The sequence below is a fragment of the Roseateles asaccharophilus genome, assembly GCF_031458115.1.
Lineage (GTDB): Bacteria > Pseudomonadota > Gammaproteobacteria > Burkholderiales > Burkholderiaceae_C > Pelomonas > Pelomonas asaccharophilus_A.
In genome coordinates, this window is the sequence record NZ_JAVDXV010000005.1 from 120,143 (window position 1) to 134,915 (window position 14,773).

Below are 14,773 nucleotides of genomic sequence, written 5' to 3' on the forward strand. Positions count from 1 at the left end.
ACCCCAGCAGGGTAGCCACTCATCGCCCCGACCGGAAGCCCCGGCTGACGGGATCTGTCGCATCGCTGTCACAAATCCCGGCAATAGCGCACAACTGCCGCCTCCCGGCGCGTTGTGCACCATTCTGGACAGCGATTTCAGCCCAGCAGCAGCGCGTTGACACGCTTCACATAGGCCGCCGGGTCCTCCAGGTGACCGCCTTCGGCCAGCACGGCCTGGTCGAACAGCACTTGCGCCAGGTCGTCGAACTGGGCGCTGCCATCGAGCTTCTTCACCAGTGCATGCTCGGCGTTGATCTCCAGCGTGGGCAGCGACACCGGCGCCTGCTGGCCGGCCTGCTTCAGCAGGCGCGCCAGATGGCCCGAGACATCCCCCTCTTCCACGACGATGCAGGCGGGTGAGTCGACCAAGCGGGTTGTCACGCGCACGTCCTTGGCGCGATCCTTCAGCGCGTCCTTCAGCTTGTCCAGCAGCGGCTTGAAGGCTTCGGCCGTTTCCTCGGCCTTCTTCTTCTCGTCCTCGTCCTGCAGCTTGCCCAGGTCCACGGCACCCTTGGCGACCGACTGCAGCTGCTTGCCGTCGAACTCGTACAGGTGGCTCAACATCCACTCGTCGACGCGGTCGGTCAGCAGCAGCACCTCGATGCCCTTCTTGCGGAAGATCTCCAGCTGCGGGCTGTGCTTGGCGGCGGCCAGGCTGTCGGCGGTGATGTAGTAGATGACGTCCTGGCCGTCCTTCATGCGGCTCACGTAGTCCGCCAGGCTGACGTTCGCGTCGGCCTGCGTGGACGCGAAGCGGAACAGCTTGGCCAGGCGCTCCTGGTTGGCGTGGTCCTCGCCAATGCCTTCCTTCAGCACCTGACCGAAGTCGGTCCAGAACGCAGCGTACTTGTCCTTGTCGGCCTGGTCTTCGCTGTTGGCCAGGCTCTCCAGCATGCCCAGCACGCGCTTGGTCGAGCCCTCGCGGATCGCCTTCACGTCGCGGCTTTCCTGGAGCAGTTCGCGGCTGACGTTCAGCGGCAGGTCGGCCGAGTCGATGACGCCCTTGACGAAGCGCAGGTAGACCGGCATCAGCGCCTCGGCGTCGTCCATGATGAAGACGCGCTTCACGTACAGCTTCACGCCGCCGCGCTTGTCGCGGTTCCACAGGTCGAACGGCGCCTTGGCCGGGATGTAGAGCAGCTGTGTGTACTCGCTGCGGCCTTCCACGCGGTTGTGCGTGTAGGCCAGCGGCGCCTCGCTGTCGTGGCTGATCTGCTTGTAGAACTCTTCGTACTGTTCCTGAGTGACGTCGCTCTTGGAACGCGACCATAGCGCCGAGGCCTTGTTGACGGGCTCCCACTCATCCGTGACGACCTGCTTGGCGTTCTCCGCGTCCCAGGTCTCCTTCTTCATCAGGATGGGCAGCGAGATGTGGTCGCTGTACTTGGCAATGGTGGACTTGACGCGCCAGGTCTTCAGGAACTCCTCTTCGCCGTCGCGCAGGTGCAGGATGACATCGGTGCCGCGACCGGCCTTGGTGATGGTCTCCAGCTCGTACTCGCCGGTCCCCTCGCTGCTCCAGCGCACGGCCTGATCGGCCGGCAGACCGGCGCGGCGCGTCTCGACGGTGATGCGGTCGGCGACGATGAAGCCGCTGTAGAAGCCCACGCCGAACTGGCCGATCAACTGGGCGTCCTTCTTCTGGTCGCCTTCCAGCTTGGCCATGAACTCGCGCGTACCGCTCTTGGCGATGGTGCCCAGGTGCGCGGCGGCCTCGTCGGCGCTCATGCCGATGCCGTTGTCGCTGATGGTCAGTGTCTTGGCCTCCTCGTCGAAGCTGACACGCACTTCCAGGTTGGGCGTGTCCTCGAACAGCGCCGCGTTGTCCAGCGCCTCGAAGCGCAGCTTGTCGCAGGCGTCGCTGGCGTTGCTGACCAACTCGCGCAGGAAGATCTCCTTGTTGGAGTAAAGGCTGTGCGTGACGAGGTGCAGAATCTGTTTGACTTCAGCTTGGAAGGCGTGGGTTTGCTTGGTCATGGCAATGAGAAAACTTTAGGGAACGCTGGGCATCGCCGCCCTGAGGGCGGCCACCTGAGGCCGGCCGCGCCGATTTCAAGGCCGGGCCAGCGCCAAACCCGTCAGCGTAAACCCATCTCGTCATGACCGCTCCCATCAGCCTCGGACACGGCATTAATCGCCTGCCCCAAGTCTTCTCAGCCGCCGACTGCGCGCGCTTCATCCAGCAGGCCGAAGGTTTCGGCTTCGAGCCCGCCACCATCAATACCGAAACCGGTGCGCGCTTCGAAAGCGAAGTGCGCAACAACGACCGCGTCATCTTCGACAGCCACGAACTGGCTCTGGAGGTATGGCGACGCGTCGCATTGGATTTGCCGCCCGTCTGGACGGCACGAGGCCTCGCGGGCCTCAACGAGCGCTTCCGCTTCTACCGCTACACGGCGACGCAGAAGTTCGACTGGCATGTCGACGGGCCGTTCGAGCGCAGCAACGGCGAACGCAGCCAGCTGACGCTGCTGATTTATCTCAGCGACGACTACGAGCGCGGTAAGACCACCTTCGATGTCGAAGGCACGCTCAAGGAAGTTCGCGGTGCACAGGGCGACGTCGTCGTCTTCCCGCACCGCCTGCGCCATCGCGGCTCTGTCGTCACCGCGGGCACAAAGTACATGCTGCGCACCGACGTCATGTACTACCCATTGGTAGGCGCGGGGCAGTCCACCTTCCCGAACCTGGATGCGGTCCGCGCGATGGCGGACGGCACCCAGCCCTGATCAGCGTCGGGCCTTCACCGCTTCCGACAGCACATCCAGCACCGCCAGCGACTCATCCCAACCCAGGCAGGCATCGGTGATGCTCTTGCCGTACTGCAGCGCCGCCGGGTCGTCCTTGCCCGGCGTGAACTTCTGGGCGCCGTCGTTCAGGTGGCTTTCCACCATGACGCCGAAGATGGCGTTGCTGCCTTCGCGCAGCTGGCCGGCGATGTCGCGCGCCACGTCCAGCTGGCGTTGGTGCTGCTTGCTGGAGTTGGCGTGCGAGCAGTCCACCATCAGGCGCTGCGGCAGCTTGCTCTTGTCCAGGTCGGCGCAGGCCTCGGCAACGCTGGTGGCGTCGTAGTTGGGCGCCTTGCCGCCACGCAGGATGACGTGGCAGTCGGCGTTGCCGCGAGTCTCGACGATGGCTACCTGGCCGTTCTTGTGCACCGACAGGAAATGGTGGCCGCGAGCCGCGGCCTGGATGGCGTCGGTCGCGATCTTGATGTTGCCGTCGGTGCCGTTCTTAAAGCCGATGGGCGCGGACAGGCCCGACGCCAGTTCGCGGTGCACCTGGCTCTCGGTCGTGCGCGCGCCGATGGCGCCCCAGGAGATCAGGTCGCCGATGTACTGCGGCGAGATCACGTCCAGGAACTCGCTGCCGGCCGGCATGCCCAGGCGGTTGATCTCCAGCAGCAGCTGGCGGGCGATGCGCAGACCCTCGTCGATGCGGTAGCTCTCGTCCAGGTAGGGGTCGTTGATGAGGCCCTTCCAGCCGACGGTGGTGCGCGGCTTCTCGAAGTAGACGCGCATGACGATCTCCAGCGTGCCGGCGTACTTCTCACGCTCGACCTTCAGGCGGCGCGCGTACTCGATGGCCGCGTTGGGGTCGTGGATGGAGCAGGGGCCGATGATGACCAGCAGCCGATCGTCCTTGCCGCCCATGATGTTGCGGATGCGCTGGCGGGTCTGGCCGATCAACGTCTCGACGGGTGTGCCGCTGATGGGGAAGAAGCGGATCAGGTGCTCCGGCGGCGGCAGCGGTGTCACGTCGACGATGCGCTCGTCGTCAGTGGCACTGGTCTTGTCGTCCTGGGAGTACCAGCGCTGGGCTTCGGGTTGGACGGAGGAGACTTTGGCGTTCATCGGGGGCACCTCTGAAATGAAAAAACCGCCGGGCTTGGCGGCCTCGGCGGTTTTTGGGGAGTTCTGTTGTGTTCAGCGCGCGCGCTCAGGACTCTCCACCGCCGGGGCGGGGAAAAAACCAAAAGCCAAAATAAGCTGCGCGGAACATGGGAACGGAATCTAGCACGCTGGTAGGTTCAGGCGTTCGCGAGATGCCAAGGCTGGCTTCAAGCCGTGCCGCCCACCGTGAGCCCGTCAATTCGCAGCGTCGGCTGCCCCACGCCCACCGGCACGCTCTGGCCTTCCTTGCCGCAGACGCCCACACCGGTGTCCAGCGCCATGTCGTTGCCGATCATGCTGACTCGGGTCAGCGCGTCCGGGCCGTTGCCGATGATGGTGGCGCCCTTGACCGGGTACTGGATCTTGCCGTTCTCCACCCAGTAGGCCTCGCTGGCCGAGAACACGAACTTGCCGCTGGTGATGTCGACCTGGCCGCCGCCGAAGTTGGTCGCGTACAAGCCCTTCTTGATGGACGCGACGATCTCCTTGGGGTCGTCCTTGCCACCCAGCATGTAGGTGTTGGTCATGCGGGGCATGGGCACGTGGGCGTAGCTCTCGCGGCGGCCGTTGCCGGTGGGCTTGACCTTCATGAGCCGCGCATTCATCGCGTCCTGGATGTAGCCCTTCAGGATGCCGTCCTCGATCAGCACATTGCGCTGGCTCGCGCAGCCCTCGTCGTCGACGTTCAGCGAGCCGCGGCGGTCGGGGATGGTGCCGTCGTCCAGCACCGTCACGCCCTTGGACGCCACGCGCTGGCCGATGCGGCCGGAGAACGCGCTGGAGCCCTTGCGATTGAAGTCGCCTTCCAGCCCGTGGCCGACGGCCTCGTGCAGCAGCACGCCGGGCCAGCCCGGGCCGACGACGACGGTCATCTCGCCGGCCGGTGCGGGGCGGCTCTCCAGGTTGGTCAGCGCCGCGTGCACGGCCTGCTCGACATAGCTGGCGATCATCTCGTCGGTGAAATAGGCCAGGCCGAAACGGCCGCCGCCGCCGCCCGAGCCCACCTCGCGGCGGCCGTTGCTTTCGGCGATGACGGTGATGGACAGCCGCACCAGCGGGCGCACGTCGGCCGCGATCGTGCCGTCGGCACGCGCGATCAGCACGACCTCGTGCTCGGCGGCCAGGCCAGCCATCACCTGAACGATGCGCGGGTCCTTGGCGCGGGCCATCTTCTCGGCGCGCTCCAGCAGCGCGACCTTGGCGGCGCTGTCCAGGCTGGCGATGGGGTCGGCCACGCCGTACAGCTCGCGACTGCCGGCGACGCGACCTTGCGACGGCACCTTCACCTTCTTGCTCTGGCCCGCGGCGGCAATGGTGCGCACGGTGCGGGCCGCGTCCAGCAGCGAGTCCAGCGAGATGTCGTCCGAGTAGGCGAACGCGGTCTTCTCGCCGGCCACCGCGCGCACGCCCACGCCCTGGTCGATGCTGAAGGAGCCGCTCTTGACGATGCCTTCCTCCAGGCTCCAGCCCTCGGCGCGCGTGGTCTGGAAGTACAGGTCGGCGTCGTCGACCCGGTGCTCGGTGATGAGGCGAAGCGCTTGGCTCAGCGACGCTTCGGTCAGGCCGAAGGGCTCCAGCAGTTGCGAGCGGGCGGTGGCCAGGCGGGCCAGGGTGGGTTCGACGGCGATCATGGCTTGATTCTAGGAAGCCCTTGAAGCTGTGGTCGCTGTCCCGGCTTTTCAGGCGCGGGTCATCTGAAACGGCCGCTAACAAAACAGTTCGCGGCCGGGCGCTGCTAGGGATGTCGGGCGCTCATGCGCAGGCACAGCATCCAGCGCTCCTGCACCAACCCGGAGCGCTGCATGAATAAGTCTCTGCTTGCCACCGCGGGCCTTGTCCTGGCCACCGTCCCGGCCTTCGCCGCCACGCTGGTCAGCTCCGGCTACACGGACCCGCTGTTCCTCGCATCGGCAGCGGGCGACTCGCGCCTGTTCGTCGTCGAGAAGGCCGGTGTCATCAAGGTCGTGGGGCAGGCCGATCCCTGGCTGGACATCAGCGGCAAGGTCGACACCGGCGGCGAGCGTGGCCTGCTGGGGCTGGCGTTCGATCCCAACTTCAGCGCCAACGGCCGCTTCTACGTCAACTACATCGACAAGACGACGCTGAGCACCGTCGTCGCGAGCTACACGCTAGGCGCCGATGGCAAAGGCGATGTGAACAGCGAGCGCACCATCCTGACCGTCGCGCAGCCGGCCGGCCGCAACAACCACAAGGCCGGCTGGATAGGCTTCAGCGCGGCCGACCCGGGCAACCTCTACATCGCGACCGGCGATGGCGGCAGCGGCAACGATCCCGACAACAACGCCCAGAACCTGAACAGCAACCTCGGCAAGCTGCTGCGCGTCACGCCCGGCAGCGCGGCCACCGGCGGCTACACGGTGCCCGCAGACAACCCCTTCGTCGGCACGGCGGGCAATGACGAGATCTGGGCCTACGGCCTGAGAAACCCCTTCCGCAACAGCTTCGATCGCACAACCGGCGACCTGTGGCTCGCGGACGTGGGCCAGGGTGCGCGCGAAGAGGTGAACTTTGCATCCGCCGCGGCCGGCCTGGGGCGCGGCGCCAACTATGGCTGGCGCGTGCGCGAAGGCAGCATCGCCACGCCCGGCGTGGGCGGCCCGGCGACACCCGGCATGACGGACCCGCTGTTCGACTACGGCCGCGACGTGGGCGGCACGGTCATCGGCGGCTATGTGTACCGCGGCGGCGCCGACGCCAGCCTGGAAGGCAAGTACGTCTTCGGCGACTTCGTCAGCGGCGGCATCTGGAGCTACAGCGGCGGCACCATGACGGCCCTGGACTCGCCGTTCGCGGGCTTCCAGCTGACCAGCTTCGGCGAAGGCAGCGACGGCGCGCTCTACGCCGTCGGCAACGGCAGCGTCTACCTGCTGGCTGCCGCCGTGCCGGAGCCCACGTCCGCGCTGCTGATGGCGCTGGGCCTGGCCGCCGGCTGCCTGCTCACTCGTCGCCGCCGCGCTTGAGCTTGAGCCCCGCGTCGTAAAGCCGGTTGCGCGGTGCGCCGGTGACCTGCGCGGCCAGCGCCACGGCCTGCTTCAGCGGCAGTTCCGCCGCCAGCAGGGCAAGCACGCGCAGCGCCTCGGCCGGCAGGTCATCGTCCGCCGCCGCCTGCGGTGCCCGGGCATGTAGCACCAGCACAAACTCGCCGCGCTGGCGCTGCGCGTCGGCTGCCAGCCACGCCGGCAGCGTGCCGGCCTCGGCCGTGTGGATGGACTCGAACTGCTTGGTCAGCTCGCGCCCCACCGTCACGCGGCGCTCGGGCGCCAGTTCGGCCAGCAGCGCGATCAATTCGATGATGCGGTGCGGTGCCTCGAACACCACCTGGCTCTGGCCTTCGACGGCCAGCAGCGCCTGCAGCGCCGTGCGGCGCTCGCCGGCCTTGGTGGGCAGAAAGCCGCTGAACGCAAAACTCGTGGCCGCCACGTCGCCTGCCACGCTGAGCACCGTTGCCGCGGCGCTGGGGCCCGGCAGCGGCAGCACGCGGTAGCCGGCGGCCACGACCTGCTGCACCAGCACCGCGCCGGGGTCTGAGATCGCCGGCGTGCCGGCGTCCGACGCGTAGGCCACGCGCTCGCCCGCCGCCAGCCGTGCAATGACGGCCGCGCTGCCCTCGCGCTCGTTGTGCTGGTGCACGGCGATCAGCGGCTTGTGCAGGCCCAGGTGGCGCAGCAGGCCGCCGCCCTGGCGCGTGTCCTCGCAGGCCAGCGCGTCGACCAGCCCCAGCAGATGGATGGCGCGCAGCGACAGGTCGGCCAGATTGCCGATGGGCGTGGCGACCAGGTAGAGCGTGGCGGCCGGATACTGCTGGCCGCCGGCCGCCGCCTGTGCGGCCTGTCTGAGCAGGGAAGCGTCAATGTTCAACTGGGGCTCTCGATCAAAACCGGCGACCAAGACGCGCGGCGACGCGGCGGAGGACGCCGCGCTGGCGCATCTGCAGCGCGCAGGCCTGCGCCTGCTGGAGCGGAATTATCGAGTCGCCGCCGGCCCCAGCCGGCATGCCGGCGAGGTGGACCTCATCATGAGCGATCGCGACGGCACGCTGGTGTTCGTCGAGGTGCGGGCCCGCATCGACATGTCCCACGGCGGCGCGGCGGCCAGCGTCACGGCCCGCAAGCAGCAGCGACTCATCTATGCCGCGCAGCACTACCTGCTGCGCCATGCCACCCCGCCGCCCTGCCGTTTCGACGTGGTGGCCATCGACGGCAACGAGCTGAACTGGCTGCAATCCGCCTTCGATGCGGGTTGACCCTATCATTCGCGCCGCATGATTGAGCAACGCATACAGCAGCAGTTCTTCGAGAGCGCCGACCTGCTCTACCAAACGGCCGAACAACTGGCCCGCCCGCTGGCAATGGCCGCGCAGATGGTGGTGGACGCCATCACCGGCGGCAACCGCATCCTGTGCGCCGCGCAGGGCCTGGCGGCGCTGGACGCCGACTACCTGGCCGCCCGCCTGGCCGGCCGCTTCGAGCAGGAGCGCCCCGGCCTCGCCGCCTGGAGCCTGTCCGCCCAGGCGCGCGACGCCGCCGGACTGGACCTGGCGCGGCTGCTGCAGGCCCACGGCCACCCGGGCGACGTGCTGGTCATGCTGGAGCCGCTGCGCGAGCAGCGCGACGCCTGGTCCGCCGCGCTGGCCGTGGCGCACTCGCAGGAGATGAGCGTCATCGCGCTGACCGGCGGCACCACCGACGAATGGCGCGGCTTGCTGCAAGACACCGACATCCAGATCCGCGTCAGCCACGCCCGCGAGCCGCGCGTTATCGAAGCCCAACGCGTGCTGCTGCATGCGCTGGCCGACGCCGTCGACGTTCAACTGCTCGGCAGCGACGAATAACCCGATTGGAACCCCCAAATGAAGAAGCTTTCCCTGACCCTGACCGCCGCCGTCCTCGCCAGCACACTGGCCACCGGCTGCGCGCCGCTGCTGATCGGCGGCGCGATGGTGGGCGGCGTCAATGTCGCCACTGACCGCCGCACCTCGGGCACCCAGCTCGAAGACGAGAGCATCGAGATCAAGGCCGGCGCGCGCCTGCGCGAGCAGATCGGCGACAAGGCCCACATCAACGTCAACAGCTACAACCGCGTCGCGCTGATCACCGGCGAGGCCAACTCGGAAGACACGCGCGCCCGCATTGAGACGCTGGTGGGCGGCGTCGAGAACGTGCAGAAGGTGATGAATGAGGTCGCGGTGGGGCCCAACAGCTCGCTGAGCGGCCGCTCCAACGACGTGGTCATCCAGGGCAAGATCAAGGCCAAGCTGATCGACGCGAAGGACCTGATCAGCAACGCCTTCTACGTGGTGGTCGAGCGCGGCAATGTCTACCTGCTGGGCCGCGTGACCGAGCGCGAGGCCAACCGCGCCACCGAGATCGCGCGCCAGATCAGCGGCGTGCGCAAGGTGATCCGCGCGTTCGAGATCATCAGCGAGGAAGAGCTCGCTCGCTACACGCCGAAGGCACAGTAAACCAGGAGGGCGCGGCAGCGCCCCATCAAGTCAAAGACGCTTGATCAGGCTGGACGTGTCCCAGCGATTGCCGCCCTGCGCCTGCACGTCGGCATAGAACTGGTCCACCAGCGCCGTGACCGGCAGGCGCGCGCCGTTGCGGCGCGCCTCGTCCAGCACCAGGCCCAGGTCCTTGCGCATCCAGTCGACGGCGAAGCCGAAGTCGAACTTGTCCTCGATCATGGTCTTGCCGCGGTTGTCCATCTGCCAGCTCTGCGCCGCGCCCTTGCCGATGACATCCAGCACCTGGACCATGTCCAGGCCCGACTTCTGGCCGAAGCGCACGGCCTCGGCCAGACCTTGCACAAGGCCGGCGATGCAGATCTGGTTGACCATCTTGGCCAGTTGGCCCGAACCCGGGCCGCCCAGCAGCGTCACGGCCTTGGCGAAGTTCAGCGCGACCGGCTTCATCGCGTCGAAGGCTGCGGCGTCGCCACCGCACATGACCGTCAGCGCGCCGTTGACCGCACCGGCCTGGCCGCCTGACACCGGCGCATCGACGAAGGCGATGTCGCGCGTTGCGGCCTCGGCATGCAGTTCGCGTGCGACCTCGGCCGACGCCGTCGTGTGGTCCACGAACACCGCGCCCGCCGTCATGCCGGCCAGCGCGCCGCTGTCGCCCAGCACGACCGAGCGCAGGTCGTCGTCATTGCCCACGCAGCAGAACACGAACTCCGCGCCCTTGACCGCTTGGACCGGCGTGGCCGCGGACGTGCCGCCGTATTCCTTCACCCAGGCCTCGGCCTTGGCCATGGTGCGGTTGTAGACCGTGACCTGATGGCCGGCGCGCGCCAGGTGCCCGGCCATGGGATGCCCCATGACGCCCAGGCCCAGGAAGGCAACGCGGCGGGAAGGAACCGAGTCGTAAGTGCGTGCGCTCATGTGCGGATGCGTCCTGAATCTCGTGGCTGCGAATGACCCAGCAGCCGCCGCGGAACCGGCTTTGCCGGGCCGCCAGCGGCGCCCCCTTGAGGGGGCCGGCGAAGCCGGTACGGGGTGGTCAAAGTATCGTCAGGTGTTCGGTGCCGCTGGACAGGTCGCCGCTGCGCGCGCGCTCGCTGTTCAGCTTGATCTGCAGGCGCAGGTCGTTGACGGAGTCGGCGTTGCGCAGCGCGTCTTCGTACGTCACCTTGCCGGCCTCGTAGAGGTCGAACAGCGCCTGGTCGAAGGTCTGCATGCCTTGCTCGCGCGAGCGCTTCATCAGCTCCTTGATCTCGCTGATCTCGCCCTTGAAGATCAGGTCGGAGATGAGCGGCGAGTTCAGCAGGATCTCGACCGCGGCGACCCGGCCCTTGCCCTCGCGGCGCGGCAGCAGGCGTTGGCTCACGAGCGCGCGCAGGTTCAGCGAGATGTCCATCAGCAGCTGCTGGCGGCGGTCTTCGGGGAAGAAGTTGATGATGCGGTCCAGCGCCTGGTTGGCGCTGTTGGCGTGCAGCGTGGCCATGCACAGGTGGCCGGTCTCGGCAAAGGCGATGGCGTGGTCCATGGTCTCGCGGTCACGCAGCTCGCCCATCAGGATGACGTCGGGGGCCTGGCGCAGCGAGTTCTTCAGCGCGGCCTCCCAGCTGTCGGTGTCCAGGCCCAGCTCGCGCTGCGTGACGATGCAGTTCTTGTGCGGGTGCACGAACTCGATCGGATCCTCGATGGTCACGATGTGGCCATAGGTCGTCTCGTTGCGCTCGTCGATCATCGCGGCAAGCGACGTGCTCTTGCCCGAGCCGGTGGCGCCCACCACGATGACCAGGCCGCGCTTGGCCTGCACCACCTCGCGCAGCACCACGGGCAGGTCCAGCGATTCGATGGTGGGCAGCGTGGACGGGATGGTCCGCAGCACCAGGCCCACCTGGCCCTGCTGGATGAAAGCGTTGACGCGGAAACGCCCGATGCCGTGCGGCGAGATCGCGAAGTTGCACTCCTTGGTGCGCTCGAACTCGGCCGCCTGCTTGTCGTTCATGATGGCCCGCGCCAGCTGCAGCGTGTGCTGGCCCGACAGCGGCTGCGGCGACACCTTGGTCATCTTGCCGTCCACCTTGATGGCGGGCGGGAACTCGGCGGTCAGGAACAGGTCGGAGCCCTTGCGCGACAGCATCAGCCGCAGCAGGTCGTTGATGAATTTCGAGGCCTGATCGCGTTCCATGATGGTTTTCCTTTGCGCCGATCAGCCTGGGAAGTTTTCCGGGAACTTGGCCTTGGCGCGCGCCTCGGCCGGCGAAATGATGTTGCGGCGGACCAGATCGGTCAGATTCTGGTCCAGCGTCTGCATGCCTTGCGAGTTGCCGGTCTGGATGGACGAGTACATCTGCGCCACCTTGTTTTCGCGGATCAGGTTGCGGATGGCCGACGTGCCCAGCATGATCTCGTGCGCCGCGACGCGGCCGGTGCCGTCCTTCAGCTTGCACAGGCTCTGCGAGATGACCGCCACCAGCGACTCCGACACCATCGCCCGCACCATTTCCTTTTCGGCGGCTGGGAACACGTCCACGATACGGTCGACAGTCTTGGCGGCCGACGAGGTGTGCAGCGTGCCGAACACCAGGTGACCCGTTTCCGCGGCCGTCAGCGCCAGGCGGATGGTCTCCAGGTCGCGCATTTCACCCACCAGCACGCAGTCCGGGTCTTCACGCAGTGCCGAGCGCAGCGCGTTGCTGAAGCTGTGCGTGTGCGGGCCGACCTCGCGCTGGTTGATCAGGCTCTTCTTGGACTCGTGCACGAACTCGATCGGGTCCTCGATGGTCAGGATGTGGCCGTACTCGTTCTCGTTGAGGTGGTTGATCATGGCAGCGAGCGTGGTGCTCTTGCCGGAGCCGGTCGGGCCGGTCACCAGCACCATGCCGCGCGGCTTCAGCGCCAGGTCGGCAAACACCTTGGGCGCCGCCAGCTGCTCCAGGCTGAGGATCTTGCTGGGAATGGTCCGGAACACGGCGCCCGCGCCGCGGTTCTGGTTGAAGGCATTGACGCGAAAGCGCGCCAGGCCCTGGATCTCGAACGAGAAGTCGACCTCCAGCGTCTCCTCGTACACCTTGCGCTGGGAGTCGTTCATGATGTCGTAGACCATGTCGTGCACCGCACGGTGGTCCAGGGCCTCGACATTGATGCGGCGCACGTCGCCATGCACGCGGATCATCGGCGGCAGGCCGGCGGAGAGGTGCAGGTCGGAGGCCTTGTTCTTGACCGAAAATGCCAGCAGCTGAGTGATGTCCATGATGTTCCGTGGAGTGCTCGTTTCATTATGGCCATCTCGGATTCCCTCCAAGCCGTCAAAACCCGCATTGCTGAGGCATGTGTCGCAGCCGGCCGTCCACCCGACGCGGTACAGCTGCTGGTCGTCAGCAAAACCTTCCCGGGCTCCGCCGTGCGCGAAGCCTTCGCCGCTGGCGCCCGCGCCTTCGGCGAGAACTATGTGCAGGAGGGGCTGGCCAAGGTCGCCGAGCTGAGCGACCTGCGCGCCGAGCTGGAATGGCATCTGATCGGTCCGCTGCAGTCCAACAAGACCAAGCCGGTGGCGGAAACCTTCGACTGGGTGCACAGCGTGGACCGGCTGAAGATCGCCGAGCGTCTGTCCGACCAGCGCCCGCCGGGGCTGCCCCCGCTGAACATCTGCCTGCAGGTCAACATCAGCGCCGAGGCCAGCAAGAGCGGCCTGCTGCCCGACGAAGTGAGCGCATTGGCCCGCCAGGTCGCGGCGCTGCCGCGGTTGAAGCTGCGCGGCTTGATGGCCATTCCCGAACCCGGCCCCGGCGCGCTGGCCCAGCACCAGGCCATGGCGGCGCTGTTCGCCGTACTGAAGGCCGACGGCCTGGCGCTGGACACGCTGTCGCTGGGCATGAGCGCCGACCTCGAAGACGCGATCGCCGCCGGCTCCACGATGGTGCGTGTGGGCACCGCCGTGTTCGGCGCGCGGTGAGCGCCGAGCCGCCGCGCTACCGCCGGCTGGCCGACGAACTGGCCCAGCTGATCCACGGCGGCACGCTGCGCCCCGGCGATCGACTGCCCTCGGTGCGCCAGACCCAGGCCAGCCGCGGCTGCAGCGCCGCCACGGTGTTCCAGGCCTACCACCTGCTCGAAGCGCGCGGCCTGATCCGCGCCGCCGAGCGCTCCGGCTATTTCGTCGCGCCCCCGGCCGCCCCGGTGACGCTGCCCGCACGCGACCCACAGCCCGTGGCCGTCAGCGAGCTGGTGTTCCAACTGCTGGGCACGGGCGGACACGAGGTGCACGCGCCGCTGGGGTCGGCTTTTCCCAGCCCCGAGCTGTTTCCATTTGACAAGCTGCGCAGCGCGCTGGCGGCCGGCAGCCGCCGGCTGGTGCCCGCCGAGCTGACGCAGCAACTGCCCGGCGGCCACGAAGGCCTGCGGCGCCAGATCGCGCTGCGCTACCTGCGGCTGGGCATGAGCATCACGCCCGACGAGATCGTGCTGACCGATGGCGCGCTGGAGGGGCTCAACCTGTCGCTGCAGCTGCTGACGCGGCCGGGCGACGCGGTGCTGATCGAGTCGCCCGGCTTCTACGCGGCGCTGCAGGCGCTGGAACGCCTGGGCCTGCGCGCCGTGGAAGTGCCCACCGACCCGGCCACCGGCGCCGACCTGGACGCGATGGCCGCACTGATAGCACGCCATGCGCCCACCGCCTGCTGGCTGATGACCAGTTTCCAGAACCCGCTGGGCGGCCTGATGCCCGCCGACAAGAAGTGCGCGCTTGTCGAACTGCTGGAGCGGCACGCCATCCCGCTCATCGAAGACGATGTCTATGCCGAACTGCAGCACGACGGCCCACCGCCGCTGCCGGCCAAGGCCTATTCGACGCAGGGCGGCGTGCTGCATGCCGGCTCGTTCGCCAAGACGCTGGCGCCGGGCTGGCGCGTGGGCTGGGTGGCGGCCGGCCGCTTCGCGCCGGCGCTGCGGCGCGCCAAGCTCAGCCAGAGCCTGTCGGGCTCCTGGCCCGCGCAGGCGGCCATTGCCCACTATTTAGAGGGTGGAGATCACGAGCGCCACCTGCGCAGCCTACGGCGCGCTCTGGCGGCGCAGCAGCGCGCGCTGCGGGCTGCGGTGCTGCAGCACTTCCCTGCCGGCACGCGCGTGACGCAGCCTCAGGGTGGCTACTTCCTGTGGGTGGAACTTCCTGCGGGCCACGACAGCCTCGTGCTGCATCACGCCGCGCTGAAGGAGGGCATCAGCCTCGCGCCCGGGCCGCTGTTCTCGGCCGAAGGCGGCTTCAGGCACTGCCTGCGCCTGAACAGCGGCCAGCCCTGGACACCCGCGCTCGCCGCCGCCGTCGAGCGGCTGGGCGAGCTGATACGGTTGCAGGCGGGCTGATCTGCTCC

General features: G+C 67.9%; 14 protein-coding genes. 7 read left to right on the forward strand and 7 right to left on the reverse strand.

Going from position 1 to position 14,773, the window contains the following annotated elements:
• Window positions 1–137: 137 nt before the first annotated feature.
• Complete coding sequence (gene htpG / locus J2X21_RS13730) at window positions 138–2,018, reverse strand: molecular chaperone HtpG (protein WP_310329467.1); 1,881 nt, start codon at window positions 2,016–2,018, stop codon at window positions 138–140.
• A gap of 122 nt (window positions 2,019–2,140) precedes the next feature.
• Here htpG and J2X21_RS13735 point away from each other — a divergent pair, with 122 nt between their 5' ends.
• Complete coding sequence (locus tag J2X21_RS13735; protein ID WP_310329470.1) at window positions 2,141–2,770, forward strand: 2OG-Fe(II) oxygenase; 630 nt, start codon at window positions 2,141–2,143, stop codon at window positions 2,768–2,770.
• Here the strand turns inward: J2X21_RS13735 and J2X21_RS13740 are convergent, their stop codons facing one another.
• Window positions 2,771–3,895, reverse strand: a complete 1,125-nt coding sequence (locus J2X21_RS13740) for a 3-deoxy-7-phosphoheptulonate synthase (protein ID WP_310329472.1) — start codon at window positions 3,893–3,895, stop codon at window positions 2,771–2,773.
• 206 nt (window positions 3,896–4,101) lie between these two features.
• Window positions 4,102–5,565 carry a metalloprotease TldD gene (gene tldD / locus J2X21_RS13745; RefSeq protein WP_310329475.1) on the reverse strand — a complete coding sequence of 488 codons (1,464 nt, stop codon included), beginning with the start codon at window positions 5,563–5,565 and terminating at the stop codon, window positions 4,102–4,104.
• 171 nt (window positions 5,566–5,736) lie between these two features.
• On the opposite strand from tldD, the gene J2X21_RS13750 reads away from it, so the two are divergent.
• On the forward strand, window positions 5,737–6,915 hold the full coding sequence (locus J2X21_RS13750; RefSeq protein ID WP_310329479.1) for a PQQ-dependent sugar dehydrogenase: 1,179 nt from the start codon (window positions 5,737–5,739) through the stop codon (window positions 6,913–6,915).
• Here the strand turns inward: J2X21_RS13750 and rsmI are convergent.
• Window positions 6,893–7,813: a 16S rRNA (cytidine(1402)-2'-O)-methyltransferase gene (gene rsmI / locus J2X21_RS13755; RefSeq protein ID WP_310329481.1), complete on the reverse strand. Its 921-nt coding sequence runs from the start codon at window positions 7,811–7,813 to the stop codon at window positions 6,893–6,895. The two genes, J2X21_RS13750 and rsmI, sit on opposite strands and share 23 nt — an antisense overlap.
• Here rsmI and J2X21_RS13760 point away from each other — a divergent pair.
• From J2X21_RS13760 to J2X21_RS13770, 3 genes are read left to right on the forward strand one after another with little or no spacing between them, the layout of a single operon-like run.
• Entirely contained in the window at window positions 7,806–8,198 is a 393-nt protein-coding gene (locus J2X21_RS13760; RefSeq protein WP_310329484.1) for a YraN family protein, read from the forward strand. The genes rsmI and J2X21_RS13760 overlap by 8 nt on opposite strands.
• Window positions 8,199–8,216: 18 nt before the next feature.
• Window positions 8,217–8,786, forward strand: a complete 570-nt coding sequence (locus J2X21_RS13765; protein ID WP_310329487.1) for an SIS domain-containing protein — start codon at window positions 8,217–8,219, stop codon at window positions 8,784–8,786.
• 18 nt (window positions 8,787–8,804) lie between these two features.
• A complete protein-coding gene (locus J2X21_RS13770; protein WP_310329489.1) occupies window positions 8,805–9,416 on the forward strand; it encodes a BON domain-containing protein in 612 nt (203 codons plus the stop codon).
• A 30-nt stretch (window positions 9,417–9,446) separates the two neighbouring features.
• Here J2X21_RS13770 and J2X21_RS13775 read toward each other — a convergent pair whose 3' ends face one another.
• The 3 genes from J2X21_RS13775 to J2X21_RS13785 all read right to left on the reverse strand — a co-directional run bounded on the left by J2X21_RS13775 (window position 9,447) and on the right by J2X21_RS13785 (window position 12,657).
• Window positions 9,447–10,337 carry an NAD(P)-dependent oxidoreductase gene (locus J2X21_RS13775; protein WP_310329492.1) on the reverse strand — a complete coding sequence of 297 codons (891 nt, stop codon included), beginning with the start codon at window positions 10,335–10,337 and terminating at the stop codon, window positions 9,447–9,449.
• Between the two features lie 118 nt (window positions 10,338–10,455).
• Complete coding sequence (locus tag J2X21_RS13780; RefSeq protein ID WP_310329495.1) at window positions 10,456–11,592, reverse strand: PilT/PilU family type 4a pilus ATPase; 1,137 nt, start codon at window positions 11,590–11,592, stop codon at window positions 10,456–10,458.
• Between the two features lie 21 nt (window positions 11,593–11,613).
• Window positions 11,614–12,657 (reverse strand): type IV pilus twitching motility protein PilT, encoded by a 1,044-nt coding sequence (locus J2X21_RS13785; protein WP_310329499.1) that lies wholly within the window; start codon window positions 12,655–12,657, stop codon window positions 11,614–11,616.
• Window positions 12,658–12,684: 27 nt separating this feature from the next.
• Here J2X21_RS13785 and J2X21_RS13790 point away from each other — a divergent pair, with 27 nt between their 5' ends.
• Both J2X21_RS13790 and J2X21_RS13795 read left to right on the forward strand, forming a co-directional pair.
• On the forward strand, window positions 12,685–13,359 hold the full coding sequence (locus J2X21_RS13790) for a YggS family pyridoxal phosphate-dependent enzyme (protein ID WP_404667341.1): 675 nt from the start codon (window positions 12,685–12,687) through the stop codon (window positions 13,357–13,359).
• On the forward strand, window positions 13,356–14,765 hold the full coding sequence (locus J2X21_RS13795; RefSeq protein WP_310329501.1) for an aminotransferase-like domain-containing protein: 1,410 nt from the start codon (window positions 13,356–13,358) through the stop codon (window positions 14,763–14,765). The genes J2X21_RS13790 and J2X21_RS13795 overlap by 4 nt, the downstream gene beginning before the upstream one ends.
• Window positions 14,766–14,773: the final 8 nt, after the last annotated feature.